Source organism: Aeromonas sp. 11P, assembly GCF_051920165.1.
Taxonomy (GTDB): domain Bacteria; phylum Pseudomonadota; class Gammaproteobacteria; order Enterobacterales; family Aeromonadaceae; genus Aeromonas; species Aeromonas veronii.
The window spans coordinates 4,125,184-4,144,125 of sequence record NZ_JBQBDJ010000004.1; the positions used below are offsets into that span (position 1 = coordinate 4,125,184).

The following is an 18,942-nucleotide window of genomic DNA, read 5'->3' on the forward strand; positions in this document are numbered from 1 at the left end:
AAACCGGGCAAGAAGGGGATTAACGGGGAAGATGGCCCCCCGCAGGGGGCCGGGATTGTTTAGCTGTTTGGCTTGAGGGACAACACGTGCAGCAGACGCTCAGGGGTGTCCGGGTGGAGCTGAGGTTTGGCTACCGGGTTATCAGCACTGAACCAGCCGTTGAAGCGCTTGGTGCTGTACTCATACCAGGTCGGGTTGTTGAAGACCGGAATGATGGTCTGGTTGGCACCAACACGATCCTGGATGGCGAACATGATCTCCTTCTGCTTAGCCGCATCGGCGGTCTGGGTGAAGTCATCGATCAGCTTGTCGAGCTCGGGATCCTTGTAACGGGGCGCGGCGAAGCGGTTGCCACGCTCACCCATGTTGCGGGAGTGGAAGGCGGTCTCGAAGTACTTGTGCGGGTTTGCACCGGCAAAGTAACCCTGCAGGGCGACGTCGAAGTCACCGGTGATCAGGTTCTCGGTCCAGACGGTCGCTTCCGGGGTGGCGGTCTTGGCGTTCAGGCCCAGCGCCTGCAGCCCTTCTACACCAATCTGAACTGTGTTGACCCAGTCGGTCCAGCCGTTCGGTACCAGTACCTTGAACTCGATCTTTTTGCAGCTCGGGGTGTCGAGGAACTTGTCGCCGTCACAATCCTTGTAGCCTGCCTCTTTCAGCAGGGCCTTGGCCCCTTCCAGATCGAACTTGTTGTACTTGCCGTACTTCTTGTCCACTTCCGGGTTGTTCCAGGAGTCAAAGGCTTTGCCCAGACCTGACGGGTATTCGTTGACGGTGGGGTAGCCGTAGCCCGCGATATCCACCATGGACTGGCGGTCCATCGCCATGGAGAAGGCGCGGCGGAAGTTGATGTCGTTGAAGGCTTCGTTATTGCCCGGGTTCTTGGTCTGGAAGTTGACGTTGAATGCCACGGTACCGGAGGCCGGGAACCAGTATTTGTTGTTCTTCGGATCGTTGCCGACGTAGAGGCGCTCGATATCCGGTACGAAGGAGCCGAACCAGTCGATGTCACCCTTCATGACAGCAGCCAGCACCTGGTCGTTGGTGGCCATCTGCGGCATACGGATACAGTCGATGGCGAGGTTGGCGTTATCCCAGTAGTGCGGGTTGCGGCACTGGGTATAGAGCTGGGCGGAGAAGTTGTCCACTTCGGTGAAGGGGCCAGTACCAACCGGCTTGTCGTTGGTGAAGGCAACCGGATCTTTCACCGATTTCCACTGATGCTCCGGCACGATAGGTACCAGCACCAGATCGTTCACCACGTTGGTGTTGACCTCGGTCAGGTCGAATTTGACCTTGTTCGGGGCCAGCTTCTCGACGCTCTTGATCTGGGACCAGATTGAGCGCTCATCCAGCGCCTTGTTGGCCTTGACCAGATTGAAGGAGAAGATGATGTCATCGGCATCAAAGGCTTCGCCGTCAGACCACTTCACGCCGTCACGCAGATCGAAGGTGACGGATTTCAGGTCATCGCTGAACGCATAGTTGGTGGCCAGACGATAGACGGGTTTGCCCCCTTGCATATCGTTGAAGATCACCAGTGGTTCATAGATGAAGTGACGGGTGGTGTGCAGCAAGCCCGCTTGCAGGAAGGGGTTGAAGTTCTTGACCCAGGCGGTTTCCTGCTGTGCGACCATGGTCAGCACGGTTTTGTTTTCTGCGGCCATGGCGTTACCGGCGGCACCGGCAAGCATCATGGTTCCCAGCATTACAGCGGTAGAGATTTTGGATACTTTGGCAAGCATATGTTTTCCTTTCTTATTTTTTGGCATTCCCGAGGGTTCGCCTTGTTTTGTGTGAGCACCGGTTTCGCATGCTGATGAAATCGGCCCTCTGTGTTGGTCAGGTGTCTAACCTTTGTCGTTCTGTTTTCCAACGCCCTAAGCAAACCAGAATTAACAGGAAAACAACAACTATTGATTTCGTTGTTTTCGTAAAAATTGACGGTGTTACGTCAATCTCGTCAAAATGCTTTTTTATATTTTTAGAATCATTGGTTTGCGTTATTTGCTCTCGCGTAGAAAGTGGCTGTGAAAATGGCGTATATGACAAATTTGTGAATTGGATCTGCTCTCGGTTTCGGGGTTGTGCGGGGCTTTGTTTTGCATAAAAAGAAATCAGATTGCCAATTGTGATCCGGCGCCCGTTTAGGGCGCCGTGTCACGGCTTGCGGTTGGCGAGTTGACGCAGGGTCTGGGCGCTGTGCTGCAACTGCTGGCGCTGGTGGTCATTGAGCGGGCAGTGGCCCAGCACATACTCGGTGGTGGCCACGACCGTCTTCCAGCGTGGCGACTTGGGCAGGGTGTCCAGACTCAGGTATTTGTCGAGGGTGCGGGTCTGCGGGCTGGATCTGTCCATATAGACCCGCCACAGCTTGCTCTTCTCTGCCAGCACGATTTTGCCCTTGCCGGTCCCCTGCTGCCAGGCATCCAGGGTGAGCTGCATGGTCTCTACCAGCGCCCGGCGCAGCGGCTCGTCATCCTGCTGGCGAATGAGGTCGTCGGCCAGCGAACGGAACTCGCCACCCAGGCGGCTCAGCTCGCCCAGCAGCTGTTCATCTTCGATGATGGCTTGCCGCGAGAGGTTCTTGAGGGCGTTCTCCAGCGCCATTACCCTGTTCTCATCCTGACGAAGCTCGGTACTCAGAGTGAGGGCGAAAGCGGCCTGTCCTCCGAGCGCGATGGGCAGGGCACGGGCGTTGAGCACGTCCTTCTGCCCGGCCACCAGAAACTCCAGATTGTGTTCCCGCTCGCTGGCAAGGTCGGGCCACTGCTGCTGCAGCGGGGTGGCGAGCCACTCATTGAGGGGCTGCCCCTCCATGGCTTCCGGCTCCTGTCCCAGCAGGCGCGCCAGCACACGGGAGGCAAACAGCACTGTGCCCTGCTCGTCGATAAAGATCATGGGGTCGGCCCCTTCACCGAGCAGGGCCAGCAGCCGCTGCTGATCCTGATGCAGCCGATCCTGCAGGGTGAGGCGATGTTCGATCTCCTGCTTCAAAAGCCGGTTCTCTACCAGCGAGGCGCGTCCGGCCTTGGCTTCCAGCAGTGCCTTGACCCGGGCAAACAGCTCCTCCTTGCAGAAGGGTTTGACCAGATAGTCGTTGGCACCGGCTCCAAAGCCCTCCTCGATATCCTTGGGTTGGTTGAGGGCGGTAAGCAGCAACACCGGCAGCATATCTTTCGGGTGTTGTTGGCGCAGGCGACGGCAGACGTCAAAACCGGAGAGGGTCGGCATCATCACGTCGAGCAGGATGAGGTCCACCGGCTCCTCGGCCAGCTTGGCCAGCGCATCGTGGCCGTCACTGCTGGGCAGGATGCGGTAGCCGCAGGGCTGCAGCAGATGGCGCAGGATGTGCAGGTTGATAGGCTCGTCATCCACCACCAGAATGAGCGGCGCATCCTCGGGGGAGGGGGCAGATCGTCGCTCTCCCAGTCCGGCAGGATTAGCGGTTGCTGGCGCACCAGCTGATGCTCGATCTGGCGGCTGCCCTGAGTCAGATTGACCGCTTTACCGGTGGCAAGGGGCAGGGTAAAGGCGAAGGTAGAACCAACGCTCGGCTCGCTCTCGACAAACAGCTCGCCCCCCATCAGGTGCACCAGCTGGCGGGTGATGGAGAGGCCAAGGCCCGCCCCCTGCTTGCTCACCTCCGGGCTCATCTGTACTAGCGGCTCGAAGATATGTTCCAGATGGTCGGGGGCGATGCCGATGCCGGTGTCGGTGACCTTGATGCGCAGGAAGTTGTTCTCGACGATGGCACTGAGCACCACCTTGCCCTGCGGCGTGTACTTGATGGCGTTGCCCACCAGGTTATAGAGCACCTGTTCGAGCCGTTGCTCGTCGGCCAGCACCGGCGGCAGTTCGGCCGGGCTGATATCCACCAGAGTGAGGGGTTTGGCCTGCACCAGATGCTGGCAGAGGTCCAGCACCAGCCGGATAACCCCTTTTGATGAGACGGGCTGGGAGTGGATTTCCAGCTGGCCGTAGCGCATCTGATGGTAGTCCAGCAGATCGTCCACCAGACGGGCCAGACCGTCTGCGCTCTTGATGATGAGGCCGAGCTGTTTTTGCTGCCCTTCGGTCAAATCCTGCTGGCTGGCGAGCATCGACTCGGCCATCCCCTTGATACCGTGAATGGGGGTGCGCAGCTCGTGGGAGGTGTTGGCCAGCAGTTCATCCTTGAGCTTGTCCGCCTGCTGCAGGCTAAGGTTCTGCTTGTGGGTCAGCTTGACCTGCTGTTGCAGCTCCTGGGTCTGCTGTTCGATCAGTTCGATCTTGTCCTTCACCGAGCGCTGCATATGGCGAAACGCCTCGGCCAGCCGGTCGATATCATCACCGGTGCGCTCGATGGCGATGGGGTGATCCAGCGCGCCGTCGGCCACCTGCTCGGCTGCTTCGGTCAGGGATCGCAGCGGCGCCGTGATGGAGTGGGAGAGCCAGCGGGAGAAGAGGATCAGCAGCAGTACCGAACCCGCGCCCAGCACAATTACCAGAGTTTCCAGCTGGCGGATCGGGGCATAGGCTTCCCAGGTGGAGATCTCGGCGATAAAGGCCCACTCGGTATCGAACACCTTCACCTGGGTGTAGGCGGCCAGCACCTCGTCATCCTGATAGGAGTGGAACAGCCCGACCCCCTGCTCGCCGGAGAGCGTCTTGGTGATGAGGGGTGTTTGCAGCGGCCGGAAATTGGTGCTGAAGCTGTTCTCGACGCTGAACTCCGGTGCCAGCCAGGCATCGGCGCGCATCCGCTTGTCAGGGCCGATCAGGATGGTCTCGCCGGTCTCGCCCAGCCCCTCCCGCTCCGCCATGATCTGGTTGAGCTTGTCCGGCAGCAGCTCGAAAATCACCACACCGCGCACATAGTCGTACTGCATCACGGGGGCTGCCATGTAGGCGACCACCTGCCCGGTCAGCTCGTTGCGGCCAAAATCGGTGAACTCGAAGATCTGCTGCGGTTTTTGGCCGCCATCAAGGCGGCGTTTGATCTTGGCGAAGGTCTGGCCCAAGCCACTGCCCTGATAGGGGCCGGAGAGCAGATTGGTGGCAAAGTTAGGGTGCTTGGTGACCGAATAGACCACATCACCGTTAAGGTCCACCAGAAAGATGTCGCTGTAGTTGGACTTGCGCACCATGTCGGCATAGCCGCGATGAAAACGCTGGTGTACCCGGCCATACATCTCGTCGGCGAGGATAAGCGCCGTGATGGAGGGTTCGATCTCCACCTGACTGTCCGGTTTGCGCAGTTGATCCCAGGAGCCGGGCAGATAGCGGGCCTGAGCACGGCTGCGGGCCTCCTGCGGTGTGGTGCCCAACTTCTCGAAGGCGCCGGTAAAGCCATAGAAACGGCCGATACTGTTGCCGGCAAAATCCTGCTGGGAGAAGTTGATGATCTGCTCTTTGAGGTTGTTGAAGTAATCCTCGAGCTGACTCTTCTTGATATTACGAACGGAGACCAGATGGTTGGAGGTCTGGGTGGTGAGATCCTTGCCGTGGCTGTATAGGAAGAAGAGGGTGATGACCAAAAAGGGCACCATGCCCAACATGAAAAAAGCCAGCATTAACTGCGGCCTGAGCCCACGAAGCGTGAAGATCCATTTCATCTTGTGATTTTCAATTGAGAATCCGGTTATTAAGCCGCTCAAGTCTCGAACGAAAGCGTAATCATTTCAACGACTTTATCCCAAATTCGCTTGGTGGGTCACAGCTGGCTGGAGAAAAATGCAGCAAGGCGTTTAAACCCTGAGCAAACAGTCTGCATCAGGGCTTAAATTGCGAAAAAGGGGTTGTGCTGGCGCTCGTGGTACGTATAATGCGCCTCGTTGTCAGGCAACTGGCACGAAAGCAGTAACGCGGGAATAGCTCAGTTGGTAGAGCACGACCTTGCCAAGGTCGGGGTCGCGAGTTCGAGTCTCGTTTCCCGCTCCAATTTCCCATCGCACCAACGATGGAACTCACTTTCAAGACAATCAGTCTTGTCAGCATGGCGCGTTAGCAAAGCGGTTATGCAGCGGATTGCAAATCCGTTTAGTCCGGTTCGACTCCGGAACGTGCCTCCATCTTCTCTCTGTTCATCTCAATCATCACTCTTCGAGTCTGAGCCTTGGTCAGTATCCTTGCTGTACCAGTAACTGTTCGCAGCCAGCCTGTTTCCACTCGCGCTCGAGATAGTGGCTCACATCCGCCATGTTTTGCCCCCGATATTGAAACTGCACCTCGGCACTGTGCTGGTTGAGATCCGCAATCCGTTGCTTAAGTGTGCCGCATTGCCACAGGCTGACGGTGGGCACGCCCCGTTCGGCCAGCACGATGGCATCTTCCCGATTCAGTTGCCACTCCTCCAGTTGTGCCCGTGTCAGGGCAACCATCAGCACCAACAGTGCCACTTCCGGCAGTTTCATGCGTGTCTCCCTACTGCATGTTTTTCCCCTGATAACTGTGGCAAAGCGCACGATTTTCGCAAGTTTGTTAACTGTTGGTTAATGACGTAACCCGTTTTCAGTATTTCCCGTTTTTCACCATTTTTTTATAAAAAAATGCGTTGGTGATGTAGTAATCCTACATGGAGTGGGGTAATCTTTGCTCAGTGGTCTTACCAGTAAGGAGTTACATCATGTTTCATCCCTTTTCCCTGACTCAGATTATTCTTCGTCGCATTTATGTATTGCTGGTGGGTATTCTGGCTTTCCCCGTGATGCTGTTTCGCAGCGATCGTGCCCGCTTCTACAGCTATCTGCACCGGATCTGGAATAAAACCAGCACCAAACCGGTTTGGCTCAAAATGAGCGAGCGTGGCGAGCGGATCTTCTACTAAACCCCATTCGCACCATGTGCAAAAAAAGAGACAGCCAAAGCTGTCTCTTTTTTTATCTGCTTGCCGCAACTCCTGGCTCCCACCCCCCCCTCCCGCTTGTTGATTTCTTGTTTCTTGCAAGTTGCATCCAGCCCTGCCTGTTGGCGGGGATTTTTTATGTCTGACATATCTCTTTTGATGGAAGCAGTGAAGAAGATTAACGGGATGAAAGCACCATATGGCACTTTCCTCGTTCATTAACGGGTGGTCGTCGAGAAATTTTCAATGATGAAATAGCTGTTTAAAATCAATTAATTGAGTGTCTGTCTTTGGGTTTTTTAACTCTTTTTGTGTTTTTTTGAAAGGGAATATCCCGTTTGCCGGTTCTATTGCAGGTACCCGGTTGCGACAAATCGGGGATATCAGCAACATCCAACGACATCAAAAGGAACATGAACATGAATGTTAAAAAAAGCACTGCTATCGCCTCCGCCATGACCGGTCTGCTGGCGCTGGGCGCCCAATTTATCGCGGCGCCAGCCATGGCTGCCGATGAAAAGGAGAAGTGCTACGGCGTGGTCAAGGCCAGCAAAAATGACTGTGCGACCAAGAGCAGCTCCTGCGCCGGTACAGCCAAGGAAGATGCTCAGGGTGATGCCTTTGTGGTGATGCCCAAAGGGCTGTGCGAGAAGCTGGTCGGCGGTTCGCTGCAACCCAAGTAAGAGACATCGGGCAGGGGATGGCCAATGGGTCGCCCCCTGCATCTTCTCTGATTGGCGAAAGCGAGTCTTGCGATGAACCCTTTGATTGGTATCGGATTACGCACTCCCCATTACGATGAGATCCGGCAAACCCTGCCGGCAGTCGGTTGGCTGGAGGTGCACAGTGAAAATTACTTCGAACGGCACAGCCAGGGTTTTCAGGTGCTCGCCGAACTGGCGCAACACTACCCCGTCAGTCTTCACGGCGTTGGCATGTCCCTCGGTTCTGCCGACCCGCTCGATCCGCACCATCTGCAGCAGTTGTCGACACTGGCTGCGGCGATCAAACCGGTACGGATCTCCGAACATCTCAGCTGGGGCAGCATTGGCGGGCGTTACTTCAACGATCTGCTGCCGGTGCCCTATACCCGAGCCTCCCTGCGCAACATGAGCGACAAGATCCAGCAGGTACAACAGACCCTGGGTTGCCGCATGTTGATTGAAAATCCCTCCTCCTATCTGCAACTGCCCGGGGAGATGAGCGAGTGGGAATTTCTGGCCGAGCTGCAGCAGCGCAGCGAGTGCGGCATCCTGCTCGATCTCAACAATCTCTATGTCAGTGCCTTCAATCACGGTTTCTCTTGCGATGAGTATCTGGCGGCTATCGATCTCGCCACCGTCGGGGAGATCCATCTGGCCGGTTATACCGAGAAACAGCTGCCGGAAGGCTCCCTCTATATCGATACCCACAGCGCCCCTGTGGTGGAGCCGGTCTGGGAACTCTATCGCCAGATCTGCCGCAAGCAGGCCATTCCCACCCTGATTGAGTGGGACCTCGAGATCCCGCCGCTGCCAGTCTTGCTGGCAGAGGCGGCGCAGGCCAGTGCCATTCTGGATGAGGCGCGTGCCATGAGTGCGCCACGGGAGGTAGCCCATGGCTGAGCTGGCAAAGCTGCAACAGCACTTTGCCGAGGGTCTGCTGGGGGCGCCTGACGCTATTGCCCCTCACATCAGCTCCCGGCTCTTTCCTGCCGAATCGGTGCTGCAGGTCTATCGCAACCACTTCATCCTGAGCCTTGGCGAGGTGCTGGCGAGCACTTATCCCGCCGTCAAGGCTATGGTCGGGGATGACTTTTTTGCAGCGGCGACCCGTGGCTTCGTATTGGCCGAGCCGCTCAGGGAAGGGAGTGTCATGCACTATGGCGCCGGGTTTGGCCAATGGCTGGCCCGCTTGCCGACCACTACCGGACTGCCCTGGCTGGAGGCGCTGGCGCAGTTCGAATGGCAGCTTGAGCGTGCCAGTCTGCTGCCGCTCGACTCCCGCAGCTGGCCAGCCGAGCGTCTGGCCGCATTATCGCCGCAACAATGGGAGCGGCTGCGGCTCTTGCCAGCCACGGATCTGCTGCTGGTTGCCAGCGATTATCCGGTGCTGGCTCTGTGGCAGATGGCGCTGCACTGTGGTGAAGCGGTGGAGGTGCTTGATGCCCCCGTCTGGCTGGCATTGAAGAAACAGCCGGATTGCCGGGTTGCCCCCTTGCCCCTGACGGTGGGTGAGTGGGCGCTGCTGCAGGGTTGTCTCGCTGGTACGGCGCTGGTCGATCTGCTTGCGACCGACCCTGCGGCCAGTGAACATCTCACTCGCCTGATAACCCTTGGTCTGCTGGTGGATATGGAGGTAATGCCATGATGGCAAACAAATGGCTGGCGCTGGCCAGCTCGAGTGGTGATTTGCCGCGCTGGAGCCGCGCTTGTGTGCTGTTGCTGGCGCGGCTGTGGGTCGCGTCAGTTTTTATCACTTCAGGCTGGCTCAAGCTGACTGCGTGGGATTCCACCCTCTATCTGTTTGAATCCGAGTATCAGGTGCCCCTGCTGCCCTGGTTGTGGGCTGCTTATCTGGGTACGGCGACCGAGCTGCTGTTGCCGCTCTTCCTGCTGGCGGGGCTTTTTACTCGCCCGGCCGCCTTGCTGCTGTTTGGTTTCAATATCATGGCGGTGATCTCCTATCCGACCCTCTGGGCGGGCGGCTTTTACGATCACCAGCTGTGGGGCTGGATGCTGCTGACCCTGACCATCTGGGGCGGCGGTGTGCTGAGCCTGGATCACTGGCTGACACGTCGCAGCCATTGATTTATCAATGATTTCCCCAATGACAAAGAGCGCCACAAGGCGCTCTTTGTCATAATGACGGCCGGCGAAATTTCCCATGAGAGAAAAGGAGCAGCCAATGATTATTCGTCAGGCAAGGGCCGCAGATATACCCGCACTGGTGGCGCTGCGCATGCAGCTGTTCTGCGAGGTCGGTGAGCTGGAGACGCCGCAGGAAGACCCGGCCTTGTGGCAGGCCACCTTTGACTACTTTACCCGGGCGATGAGTGAAGAGAGTGCTTTATCCTGGCTGGCTGAGGCCGATACGCAGGAGGGCGGCAAACAGATCGTGGCGGCCGGGACGCTGGCATTGTTTGAACGGCCACCTTATCCCGGCAATCTGGCGGGGGTGGAGGGGTATCTGCTCAACATGTATACGCGGCCACAATGGCGCCAGCAGGGGATCGCCACGGCGCTGCTCGATGCCATAACGGCCTTCGCCAGCGCGCGTCAGCTGGGCAAGGTGTGGCTCCATGCCAGCGAGCAGGGGCGTCCTCTTTATGAGCGGATCGGCTTTGTCGCCAATCCGGCCTATCTGGAGTGGCAACCGGCGGTGGAATAAGGGTTGCAGCTCTGCATGAGGGGCGCTTGGTTGGTGAATTTGATTTACAGCAATAAATATGGCGTCAGATGGGATCGCGGCAACGCCGCCAACTATGCTGATGGAGCACGCCACCATTATCTTATTGATCCACTGCGTGGTTTGGCCATGGTGGGTGCCAGTCTGGAGGATAAGTTTCGATGTTCAATAGCAAACTGAAAGCCGAGTTGCAGCAGTGCCAGGATCAACTTCTGGAACAGCAGGGTTTTTTTGACGCAGTGCACGGCAGCGTGGCGACCATCACCTTTACGCCGGATGGCACTGTGCTGGCCGCCAATGATCTCTTTCTCAACGTGGTGGGCTTCAGTGCGCCCGAAGTTATCGGCCAGCATCACCGTATCTTCTGCGACAAGCTCTATGCCCAGAGCAGCGACTATCAGCAGTTTTGGGCGGATCTGAAGCAGGGGCGTTCCCGTACTGGGGTATTCCAGCGCTTCAACAAACGGGGCGAGGCGATCTGGCTGGAGGCGACCTATTTTCCGGTCAAGTTGCGGGGCGTGGTGACCAAGGTGATCAAGATCGCGGCCGATATTACCGAGCACCACCTGCAACTGCTCAGCCAGCAGGCGGTGGTGACGGCGCTGGATCGGTCGCTGGCGGTCATCGAGTTCACCCCCGGCGGGGAGGTGATTGCTGCCAACGGCAATTTCCTCCATACCATGGGCTATACCCTGGCGCAGGTGCAGGGCAAGCATCACCGTATCTTCTGCGACGATCAGTTCTATCGAGACCAGCCCCACTTCTGGGATGAGCTGGGCCGTGGTCAGTTCAAGTCCGGTCTCTTCTGTCGTCAGAACAGTCACGGTAGCAAGGTGTGGCTGGAGGCGACCTACAACCCGATCCTCGATGAGTATCGCAAGGTGGTGAAGGTAATCAAGTTCGCAAGCGATATTACCGAGCGGATCAACAAGAGCGATGCGGTGCGGGAAGCGGCCATGCTGGCCCACGATGCGGCCCGGGAGACCCTGAACTGCGCCGAGCGCGGCGCGGGTCTGCTCTCCTCGGTGGTCGATACCTCCAGCCTGATTGCCAGCCAGTTGACTCACAGCATCGGCCTTATCAACCAGCTGAACGAGCAGTCGCGCAGCATCGAGGCGATCGTCTCCACCATCAGCAGCATCGCCGACCAGACCAATCTGCTGGCCCTTAACGCGGCCATTGAGGCGGCGCGGGCGGGGGATCAGGGTCGTGGGTTTGCGGTGGTGGCCGACGAGGTTCGCCAGCTGGCGGCCCGCACGTCTCTCTCTACCGACGAGATTGCCAAGGTGGTACAGAACAACCGGGAGCTGACCGCCAAGGTCACCTCCGAGATGTCTGACGTCGCCAGCAGCGCCGAGCTGGGTAAACAGCAGGTGGGCGAGGTGAACGAGGTGATGAGCGACATCCGCCGGGAGGCGAACAACGTCTCCAGCACCGTTTCTGATCTGGCCATCTGACCCCCTGACTTCCTGTCATACCGGGGCATTGACTCATATTTGAGCAGTCAGTGCCCCAATCTGAACCCCTCCTGTATCGTCCCGCCATTGTGAATTGTTCTGGTTTGACCTCTTGATTAGGCTTGCCGCCTCATTCATTTCAGAGCAGGAACAGAACACGATGGCATTACAACAGAAGGGGCGGGCCATGGCCCTGCTGGTTATGGTCGCGAGCATGGGGCTGGGTGGCTGTATGGGGCAGATGGGGCTTTCCGGCATGGTCACCAAGGGCAACCTGAGCGTGGTGGATAACCGCTACGGTCGTGCCGGGGTCTTTATGCTGCTCTCCCCTGTCTACGGTCTGGCCGCGACCGCTGACCTGTTTGTGTTCAATACCATCGAGTTCTGGTCTGGCAAGAACCCCATCACCGGCAAATCTCCGGCTGTGGTGGACATGAAAGCCAATCCGGTGATCAAGGTGAACCAGCATCTGGATCCGGCCCTCAAGAAGGTGCCGCTGGCCATGCTGCCACAAGGGGTACGCGAGGTGGAGATCAGCTACCCGGACGAGCGTACCGCCCAGATGGAGGTGCACTATATGGATGGTCGCCGCAGCATGATGCGTGGCGAGAAGCGCGGCGAGCTGATGGATATCTACTTCGATGGCCGCTTTGTCTCTACTCTGAGCCGTGCGGAGCTTGAAGAGCGGGCTAATCAGGGCAAGGCTGCTGCCTAAATTCAACTGAATCCAGATCGATCCAGCTTCAGATGGGGTATACCTAATCTGCTGGCAAAATCGCCATGATGTCTAAGGGAGTAGACTATGACGGTGAATGGATTGCGATTGGCGGAGTTGATTGGTTCCCTCAGTCATGCGCTCGATATGACCGAGGGGCAACCAAGAGGACACTGCATTCGCTGCTGCTGGATAGGTTCCCGTCTGGGGGAGCGGCTGGGACTGGATGCCCGGCTGCGCCATGATCTCTACTACACGCTCCTGCTTAAGGATCTTGGGTGCAGCAGCAATGCTGCCCGCATCTGCGAGCTCTATCTCACCGACGATCTTCACTTCAAACGCGATTTCAAGCTGGTGGATGGCTCCCTCTCCGAGGTAGTCAACTTCGTGCTGGGCCACACCGGCTTGCAGGCGGATCTGCTGGGACGTTTTCGCAGCCTGTTTCATATCTTTCGCAACGGCGACCAGATTGCCAACGAACTGATCCAGACCCGCTGTCATCGGGGGGCGGATATTGCTCGCCAGCTCCGTTTCAGTGACGAGGTAGCCGATGGCATCCTCTCCCTTGATGAACACTGGAATGGCAAAGGTCGGCCCCTGCAACTGGCAGGCGAGGCGATCCCGCTCTTCTCCCGTATTGCCCTGCTCTGTCAGGTGGTGGATGTGTTTCACGCGGCCGCAGGTCCGGATGCGGCGCTCAAGGAGCTGCGCGAGCGCAGCGGCAGCTGGTTTGATCCGGCGCTGGTTCGCGAATTTGAAGCGCTGGCCGACGAGGCGTTCTGGCAAGGGCTGGCCGATCCCCGACTGACCGAGTGGGTGCTGGTCCACCCGGCCGGGCAAGGGGAGGTGGCGCTGGATGAGGATTATCTGGACGAAATCGCGGCGGCCTTCGGGCAGGTAGTTGACTCCAAAAGTCCCTACACCGCGGGTCACAGCGGCAGGGTTGCGCTCTATACCGACATTCTTGCCACCCAGATGGGGTTGTCCGAACCGCGTCGACGCTGGCTCAAGCGGGGCGCCCTGCTCCATGACGTGGGCAAGCTCGGGGTGAGCAACGCCATTCTCGACAAGCCGGGCAAACTCGATGCGCAGGAGTGGGCTGCGGTGCAAATGCATGCCGCCTATACCGAGGAGATCCTGAGCCGTATCGGCGCCTTCGAGGAGCTGGCACAAGTGGCGGGCGCCCACCATGAGCGGCTCGATGGCAAGGGCTACCCCAAGGGGCTGAAGGGGAACGAGATTACCCTTGAGACGCGCATCATCACCACAGCCGACATCTTCGATGCCATCACCGCCAAGCGCCCCTATCGCGGCGCCATCCCTGTGCCGCAGGCGCTGGAGATGATGGCGGAGAATCTGGGCACCGCAATAGACCCCGACTGTTTTGCCGCCCTGCAGGCGGGTATTCAGGATTTCTCCCTCTACCTCACCACCGAGCAGCCGCTGGCCAATGCCAGTTAAGAGTTGCTGATCAACGGCCCAAGTGGCCAGTCAGACAGCAAAACGCCCCGCAACTGCGGGGCGTTTTGCATTGGGTCTAGTCCGGCTGCTTGCGATGGGGCGGGGTGAGGATCAGCCCCAGCAGGCGGCGCAGGTGGGTGAGCTGCTCGGTCAGTTGCACGTTGAGCCAGAGATAGCCATTGATGGCCGCCTCGGTATTGGGGGGGAGCGATACCTGGGTCGCCACCTCGTGCAGGCGAGCGATGGCGGCATCCGCGCCACGCCCGTCACCGGTTTGCATCATCAGGGCAAGCTGGTTGATCGCCTCCTCGGTGGCCAGATGGCAGGCTTGCAGCGCAGCCGTGCTCTGCATCAGGAAGTGGCTCTCCCGATCGTTCCAGTAGGTGTTGGCCAGCATCTCCAGAGTGCAGAGGGTGTTGCGCATGGTGACCTGCACCGCATCAAACAGCGAGATACTGTGGCGCGTCTCCTTGGCCGCAGGGGCCAGCAGGGCCCGCAGTTTGCCGGTTTGGGCCAACAGCTGGGAGAGATTGTGCTTGAGGCGCGGGCGCTCCAGCACATTGGGGGAGAGGTGAGTGTGATAGAGCCGCCCCGACTGTTGCAGGATCTGGTGCAGTTGCAGCCGCCAGTGGCTGTAGGCGCGCTGGGGGTAGATGCTGCAAAAGAGCAGCGCCAGCAGGGAGCCCAGGATCACGTCGGCACTGCGCCACAGCGCCGTCTCTATATCCCCCGGCATGGCCCCCATGGTGACCCCCAGGGTGATGCCGATCAGCAGCCCCACATAAGGGCGCTTGCCGAGGGCCAGATAGCCGCAGAGGAACATGATGCACCCGCACCAGATCAGGGTAAGCGGTAGCGAGTAGATCTCGAGATAGAGCGCCACTATCCCGCAACTGGCGCCGAAGATGGTACCCACCACCCGCTGCAGGGCGCGGGAGAGCACATTGCCCCAAAACGAGATGGGGCCCATCACCACCACCAAGGTTATCAGCGGCCAGGTGCTCTCCGGCAGTTTCAGCTCGCGGGTCAGCAGAAAGGTGAGCATAAAGGCGAGCGCAATGCGCAGGCCATGGACGATCCGGTAGCGGCCATAGACCAGCAGATCGAGTCGGGAGAGGGGGGCATCAAGACGCACGGTCTGCCTCCTGTCAGGTGGGTGACGGGGCGCCTTGCATCCAGCCGACGCCCCGTCGGGATTTAGGCCAGTCGTCCCTGCAGGGGGTGGATCCAGACCCGCTCGCCAACGGCGATCCCGGGTTGGTCCGGTACGATTTCAATCAGGCAGTTGGCATCGGCCATGGAGCTGAGAATGCCCGAGCCCTGTGGCCCGGTGGTGCGCACCCGCAGCTGGCCGTTACGGTCCTGATGAAAGATGCCGCGCAGAAACTCGGTGCGCCCCGGGCGGCTCTTCATCTTCTCGTCTGCCAGTGCCGAGAGGCGCAGCGGCTGCCACCGCTTGCCTTGCAAGCGGGCGATGGCAGGCTCGACAAACTGCAGCACGCAGATCATCGCCGCCACCGGATTGCCCGGCAGGCCGAAGAAGGGGGTCTGCCCCAGCTTGCCAAAGGCGAGCGGGCGGCCCGGGCGCATCTGGATGCGCCAGAAATCGATCTGGCCGAGCTCCGCCAGCACCAGCTTGATAAAGTCGGCGTTGCCCACCGAGACCCCACCCGAGCTCAACACCAGATCGGCGCTGGCGGCGGCCTGCTCCAGCTGCTGGCGCAGAATGGTCTTGTCATCAGGAATGATGCCAAGGTCCATCACCTCGCAACCGGCGGCGCGGATAAGGGCCATCAGGGTGAAGCGGTTGCTGTCGAAGATATGGCCGGGGGCGAGCTGCTCGCCCGGGGCCTGCACCTCGTCACCGGTACTGAACAGCGCCACTTTCAGCGGGGTGCGCACAGTGAGACTGGCTTGACCGAGTGATGCCGCCAGCCCCAGCTGGGGGGCGCCAAGCCAGGTACCGGCCGGGATGGCGACCGCACCTTTGGCGAGATCTTCCCCGGCGAGGCGCACATTCTGCCCTGCCCGGATTGGGGCGGTGACCGTGACCCACTCACCTTCAATCAGCGTCTCTTCCCGCATCACCACGGTATCCACCCCGGGGGGGAGCGGGGCGCCGGTCATGATCTGCACCGCCTGACCGGCCAGCACAGGCTCGTGGCGCTGCTGGCCCGCCAGCACTTCCCCCACCAGTTGCCAACGCCCGGCGGCGAGATCGTCGCTGCGAAGGCCAATGCCATCCATCGCCGAGTTGGCGTGGGGCGGCACATTGATGGGGCTTATCAGATCGGCGGCCAGCACGGCGCCGTGGCACTGGGCCAGCGGCTTGTCGCAGCAGGCGTTGCTCGGGGTGAGGGCCGCCAGAATGGCGTTGCGGGCTGCCTCTACCGAGAGAAAGCCCTTGCCCGCCTCCGGCTCCTTGTTCTGACAGCCGTCAAGCCAGCGGCAGACGAAGTCGGCAATGGCCGCCAGATCGTTGATATCTAGGCGGGGCAGGCTTGTCTGCTGTTGTTCGCCACTCTGTTGGGGCTGATCGCTGGCCAGCGCAATGATGTCGCCGTCTTCGGGGAAGAGCAGCGGCTTGCCAATTTCGGCGCGGTGCAGCTCGATTTTCGGGAAGTGTTCGTGCTTGAACCCCTCGACCAAGAGCAAGTCGAGCTCTGTCTGATCGAAGCTTGCCAGCAGCTGGCGAAAGTCGGCTTCGGCCAGTTCCGTTTCAATGATACGGGCATGACGACGGCGGGAGGCCACCATCATCTGCTGGGCACCCGCCTTGCGCAGGCGATAGCTGTCTTTGCCCGGCTGGTCGATATCAAAGTCGTGGTGGGCGTGCTTGAGCACCCCGATGCGCAGGCCGCGATCCACCAGCAGGGGGATCAACTGCTCCAGCAAGGTGGTCTTGCCGGTGCCGCTCCAGGCGGCGAAGCCGAGCAGGGGAAGAGTGGGGGCCGGGGTCATGAGGTGACTCCTTGTTGGGGGTCGATAGCCGGGGCAAGCAGACGGGCCTCGTAGGCGGCCAGCTCGTCCGGGCTATTGAGATTGATAAAGGCATCCGGCTGATCGGCAAAGCTCACCACCGCCATATTGTGGCGGGCAAACCAGATATCGATTTTGCGCTCTCCCTCTGCCAGCGCAGCGGTGAGGGAGGGGAGCAGGGATTTGTGCAGCAGGGCGACCACGGGTTGCAGCCAGTCGCCGTCGTGGGCTACCACCAGCTCGGTATCCGGGGTCAGGGCGGCGCGAAAGCGGCTCATCAGATCCAGCGGCAGGGCGGGGCCATCGCAGGGAACGAACAGCACCCAGTCGTGACGGGCGGCAGCAAGACCTGCCTGCATGCCCGCCAGCGGGCCGAGATAGTCGTTGTTGTCATCGCTGATGACCGGGGCCAGCGCCTGATAGCGGGTCTGACTGCGGTTGGCGTTGATCAGCACCTCATCCACCTGGGGGCGCAGGCGCGCCAAAACATGGTCGATAAGAGGGCGTCCCGCCAGTGCTACCCATCCCTTGTCTTCGCCTCCCATCCGGGTGGCGCGGCCTCCTGCCAGGATCACTGCTGATACGGCAACGGGATCAGAGTGGCTGTCGCTTTTTGAAGTCATGTCGCTCGATGATTTTTAAAGGGGTCGTCTCTTGCAGCTGGCCACGGGCGAGGGTCCATTGCCGCTCGCACAGGTCGGTCAGGGCGTTGCTCTGGTGGCTGATGACGACCAGGCCGCTGCCATGTTCCCGCAGATCTTGCGCCAATGCGGCCATCAGGGCAACCGAATGTGTGTCCAGATTGGCGGTGGGCTCATCCATCAGCAGAAAGGCAGGTTGCAGTGCCCAGGCACGGGCCATCGCCAGCCGTTGCCGTTCGCCACCCGAGAGAATGCTGATGTGCTCCCGCGCCAGCCCCTCCAGCTCGACCCGGCGCAGCGCCTCGAACACCCGGATCTCGCTGCCGAGCTGCTTGTCCAGCGCCCAGGCGACATTGTCGTGCACCGTGCGATCGAACAGATAGGGGGTCTGGTGCAGATAGGTGACCCGGCCCGGCCCCAGCTCCCGCTTGAGCAGCCGGTTGAGCCGCTGTTGCCAGCGCCCCGGCAGATTGGTGTGGCCGCGGGTGGGGGTCAGCAGCCCCGCCAGGATCTTGAGCAAGGTGGTCTTGCCCACCCCGTTGGCCCCATGCAGCCAGATGGCATCTCCCGGTGCGATGGCGAGCCGGTCAATCTCGAACAGCTGGCGCTCGCCAAAGCGCATCGTTAGCTGGTGGGCGGTCAGGGCCATGGGGTACTCCTGTTGATACACAGTGGGGGCATGGTCAGTTCTTCAGATAGCTGTGGCCGCGACACGCCGTCAGCAGCAGGTTGAGCAAGAGGGCGAGGGTGAGCAGCACTATGCCGAGGGCCACCCCCTGGGTGAAGGCCCCTTTCTGGGTCTCCAGCGCGATGGCGGTGGGGATATTGCGGGTAAAGTGCAGGATATTGCCCCCCACCATCATGGAGCAGCCCACCTCGGTGACGATGCGGCTGAAGGCGCCGATGATGGCGGCCAGCAGGCCAAAGCGGCACTCGTGCATCAGGCCGATCAACGCCTTGGGCCAGGAGACCCCCAGGGTCAGGGCAGTCTCCCAGGCGCGCCGATCGCTCTGGACAAACGCCGCGTGAGCCATGGTGGCGATCACCGGAAAGGCGATCAGCATCTGCCCCACCACCATCGCCTGCTGGGTAAAGAGCAGCTTCCAGTCGCCAAAGGGGCCGGCCCGCGACAGCAGCATGTAGAGCAAGAGGCCAATCACCACGGTCGGCACCGATTGCAGGGTATTGATGCAGGAGAGCCAGAGCCAGCGGCCGGGCAGCGGCAGATAGGCCAGGGCAAAGCCCAGCAGCAAGGCGGGCAGCAGCACCAGCAGCAGGGCGATGCAGGAGACGGAGAAGGAAACCCCCACCACCTGCCACAGTTCGGTGTCACCACTGAACAGCAGGGCGAGGGCCGCCAACGTGGTATCGATCAAGGTCGGCATGACGCCTCTCTCTCATAGTGCAGGGCGAGGGCCGTCAATACGGTAGTGTCGATCAATGTCGGCATCAGGCGCCTCCCTCAGCGAACCGGGG

General features: G+C 59.9%; 16 protein-coding genes, 2 tRNA genes and 1 pseudogene. 11 read left to right on the forward strand and 8 right to left on the reverse strand.

Annotated elements, in window-relative coordinates:
- Positions 1-59: 59 nt before the first annotated feature.
- The gene (locus ACTG1P_RS19185) at positions 60-1,745 is read right to left on the reverse strand and encodes an ABC transporter substrate-binding protein (RefSeq protein ID WP_440001969.1); all 1,686 of its coding nucleotides are present in this window, start codon (positions 1,743-1,745) and stop codon (positions 60-62) included.
- 415 nt (positions 1,746-2,160) lie between these two features.
- Positions 2,161-5,597, reverse strand: a pseudogene (locus ACTG1P_RS19190) (ATP-binding protein).
- 249 nt (positions 5,598-5,846) lie between these two features.
- Here ACTG1P_RS19190 and ACTG1P_RS19195 point away from each other — a divergent pair.
- Positions 5,847-5,922, forward strand: a tRNA-Gly gene (locus ACTG1P_RS19195).
- A 57-nt stretch (positions 5,923-5,979) separates the two neighbouring features.
- Positions 5,980-6,053 (forward strand) — tRNA-Cys (locus ACTG1P_RS19200).
- Positions 6,054-6,101: 48 nt separating this feature from the next.
- Here the strand turns inward: ACTG1P_RS19200 and ACTG1P_RS19205 are convergent.
- Positions 6,102-6,395 (reverse strand): hypothetical protein, encoded by a 294-nt coding sequence (locus ACTG1P_RS19205; RefSeq protein WP_005347702.1) that lies wholly within the window; start codon positions 6,393-6,395, stop codon positions 6,102-6,104.
- A 212-nt stretch (positions 6,396-6,607) separates the two neighbouring features.
- Here ACTG1P_RS19205 and ACTG1P_RS19210 point away from each other — a divergent pair, with 212 nt between their 5' ends.
- The 9 genes from ACTG1P_RS19210 (at position 6,608) to ACTG1P_RS19250 (ending at position 13,846) form a co-directional block, all read left to right on the forward strand.
- Complete coding sequence (locus tag ACTG1P_RS19210; RefSeq protein WP_005334863.1) at positions 6,608-6,808, forward strand: YbfA family protein; 201 nt, start codon at positions 6,608-6,610, stop codon at positions 6,806-6,808.
- A 437-nt stretch (positions 6,809-7,245) separates the two neighbouring features.
- Positions 7,246-7,509: a BufA1 family periplasmic bufferin-type metallophore gene (locus ACTG1P_RS19215; RefSeq protein ID WP_005334862.1), complete on the forward strand. Its 264-nt coding sequence runs from the start codon at positions 7,246-7,248 to the stop codon at positions 7,507-7,509.
- A 72-nt stretch (positions 7,510-7,581) separates the two neighbouring features.
- Positions 7,582-8,430: an MNIO family bufferin maturase gene (gene bufB / locus ACTG1P_RS19220; protein WP_368192667.1), complete on the forward strand. Its 849-nt coding sequence runs from the start codon at positions 7,582-7,584 to the stop codon at positions 8,428-8,430.
- Positions 8,423-9,175: an HvfC/BufC family peptide modification chaperone gene (locus ACTG1P_RS19225; protein ID WP_440001970.1), complete on the forward strand. Its 753-nt coding sequence runs from the start codon at positions 8,423-8,425 to the stop codon at positions 9,173-9,175. The genes bufB and ACTG1P_RS19225 overlap by 8 nt, the downstream gene beginning before the upstream one ends.
- Positions 9,172-9,615 (forward strand): DoxX family protein, encoded by a 444-nt coding sequence (locus tag ACTG1P_RS19230; RefSeq protein WP_440001972.1) that lies wholly within the window; start codon positions 9,172-9,174, stop codon positions 9,613-9,615. Before ACTG1P_RS19225 ends, ACTG1P_RS19230 begins: the two co-directional genes overlap by 4 nt.
- Positions 9,616-9,712: 97 nt before the next feature.
- Positions 9,713-10,195 carry a GNAT family N-acetyltransferase gene (locus ACTG1P_RS19235; protein ID WP_440001974.1) on the forward strand — a complete coding sequence of 161 codons (483 nt, stop codon included), beginning with the start codon at positions 9,713-9,715 and terminating at the stop codon, positions 10,193-10,195.
- 179 nt (positions 10,196-10,374) lie between these two features.
- A complete protein-coding gene (locus ACTG1P_RS19240; RefSeq protein ID WP_440001975.1) occupies positions 10,375-11,670 on the forward strand; it encodes a methyl-accepting chemotaxis protein in 1,296 nt (431 codons plus the stop codon).
- 160 nt (positions 11,671-11,830) lie between these two features.
- Positions 11,831-12,385: a DUF3332 domain-containing protein gene (locus ACTG1P_RS19245; RefSeq protein ID WP_440001976.1), complete on the forward strand. Its 555-nt coding sequence runs from the start codon at positions 11,831-11,833 to the stop codon at positions 12,383-12,385.
- 87 nt (positions 12,386-12,472) lie between these two features.
- The gene (locus ACTG1P_RS19250) at positions 12,473-13,846 is read left to right on the forward strand and encodes an HD-GYP domain-containing protein (protein ID WP_440001977.1); all 1,374 of its coding nucleotides are present in this window, start codon (positions 12,473-12,475) and stop codon (positions 13,844-13,846) included.
- 76 nt (positions 13,847-13,922) lie between these two features.
- Here ACTG1P_RS19250 and ACTG1P_RS19255 read toward each other — a convergent pair whose 3' ends face one another.
- The 5 genes from ACTG1P_RS19255 to ACTG1P_RS19275 all read right to left on the reverse strand — a co-directional run bounded on the left by ACTG1P_RS19255 (position 13,923) and on the right by ACTG1P_RS19275 (position 18,851).
- A complete protein-coding gene (locus tag ACTG1P_RS19255) occupies positions 13,923-14,981 on the reverse strand; it encodes an FUSC family protein (protein ID WP_440001979.1) in 1,059 nt (352 codons plus the stop codon).
- Positions 14,982-15,043: 62 nt separating this feature from the next.
- A complete protein-coding gene (locus ACTG1P_RS19260) occupies positions 15,044-16,807 on the reverse strand; it encodes a bifunctional molybdopterin-guanine dinucleotide biosynthesis adaptor protein MobB/molybdopterin molybdotransferase MoeA (RefSeq protein WP_440001980.1) in 1,764 nt (587 codons plus the stop codon).
- Positions 16,804-17,448, reverse strand: coding sequence for a molybdenum cofactor guanylyltransferase MobA (gene mobA, locus ACTG1P_RS19265; protein ID WP_440001981.1), 645 nt, complete (start codon positions 17,446-17,448; stop codon positions 16,804-16,806). The genes ACTG1P_RS19260 and mobA overlap by 4 nt, the downstream gene beginning before the upstream one ends.
- Positions 17,420-18,115: an energy-coupling factor ABC transporter ATP-binding protein gene (locus ACTG1P_RS19270; RefSeq protein ID WP_429187836.1), complete on the reverse strand. Its 696-nt coding sequence runs from the start codon at positions 18,113-18,115 to the stop codon at positions 17,420-17,422. The genes mobA and ACTG1P_RS19270 overlap by 29 nt, the downstream gene beginning before the upstream one ends.
- A 34-nt stretch (positions 18,116-18,149) precedes the next feature.
- Positions 18,150-18,851 carry an ABC transporter permease gene (locus tag ACTG1P_RS19275; RefSeq protein WP_019446238.1) on the reverse strand — a complete coding sequence of 234 codons (702 nt, stop codon included), beginning with the start codon at positions 18,849-18,851 and terminating at the stop codon, positions 18,150-18,152.
- Positions 18,852-18,942 lie beyond the last annotated feature (91 nt).

Coding starts and splice junctions, on each gene's coding strand:
- ACTG1P_RS19185 (WP_440001969.1), bottom strand. CDS start 1,745: ATGCTTGCCAAAGTATCCAAAATCTCTACCGCTGTAATGCTGGGAACC.
- ACTG1P_RS19205 (WP_005347702.1), bottom strand. CDS start 6,395: ATGAAACTGCCGGAAGTGGCACTGTTGGTGCTGATGGTTGCCCTGACA.
- ACTG1P_RS19210 (WP_005334863.1), top strand. CDS start 6,608: ATGTTTCATCCCTTTTCCCTGACTCAGATTATTCTTCGTCGCATTTAT.
- ACTG1P_RS19215 (WP_005334862.1), top strand. CDS start 7,246: ATGAATGTTAAAAAAAGCACTGCTATCGCCTCCGCCATGACCGGTCTG.
- bufB (WP_368192667.1), top strand. CDS start 7,582: ATGAACCCTTTGATTGGTATCGGATTACGCACTCCCCATTACGATGAG.
- ACTG1P_RS19225 (WP_440001970.1), top strand. CDS start 8,423: ATGGCTGAGCTGGCAAAGCTGCAACAGCACTTTGCCGAGGGTCTGCTG.
- ACTG1P_RS19230 (WP_440001972.1), top strand. CDS start 9,172: ATGATGGCAAACAAATGGCTGGCGCTGGCCAGCTCGAGTGGTGATTTG.
- ACTG1P_RS19235 (WP_440001974.1), top strand. CDS start 9,713: ATGATTATTCGTCAGGCAAGGGCCGCAGATATACCCGCACTGGTGGCG.
- ACTG1P_RS19240 (WP_440001975.1), top strand. CDS start 10,375: ATGTTCAATAGCAAACTGAAAGCCGAGTTGCAGCAGTGCCAGGATCAA.
- ACTG1P_RS19245 (WP_440001976.1), top strand. CDS start 11,831: ATGGCATTACAACAGAAGGGGCGGGCCATGGCCCTGCTGGTTATGGTC.
- ACTG1P_RS19250 (WP_440001977.1), top strand. CDS start 12,473: ATGACGGTGAATGGATTGCGATTGGCGGAGTTGATTGGTTCCCTCAGT.
- ACTG1P_RS19260 (WP_440001980.1), bottom strand. CDS start 16,807: ATGACCCCGGCCCCCACTCTTCCCCTGCTCGGCTTCGCCGCCTGGAGC.
- mobA (WP_440001981.1), bottom strand. CDS start 17,448: ATGACTTCAAAAAGCGACAGCCACTCTGATCCCGTTGCCGTATCAGCA.
- ACTG1P_RS19270 (WP_429187836.1), bottom strand. CDS start 18,115: ATGGCCCTGACCGCCCACCAGCTAACGATGCGCTTTGGCGAGCGCCAG.
- ACTG1P_RS19275 (WP_019446238.1), bottom strand. CDS start 18,851: ATGCCGACCTTGATCGATACCACGTTGGCGGCCCTCGCCCTGCTGTTC.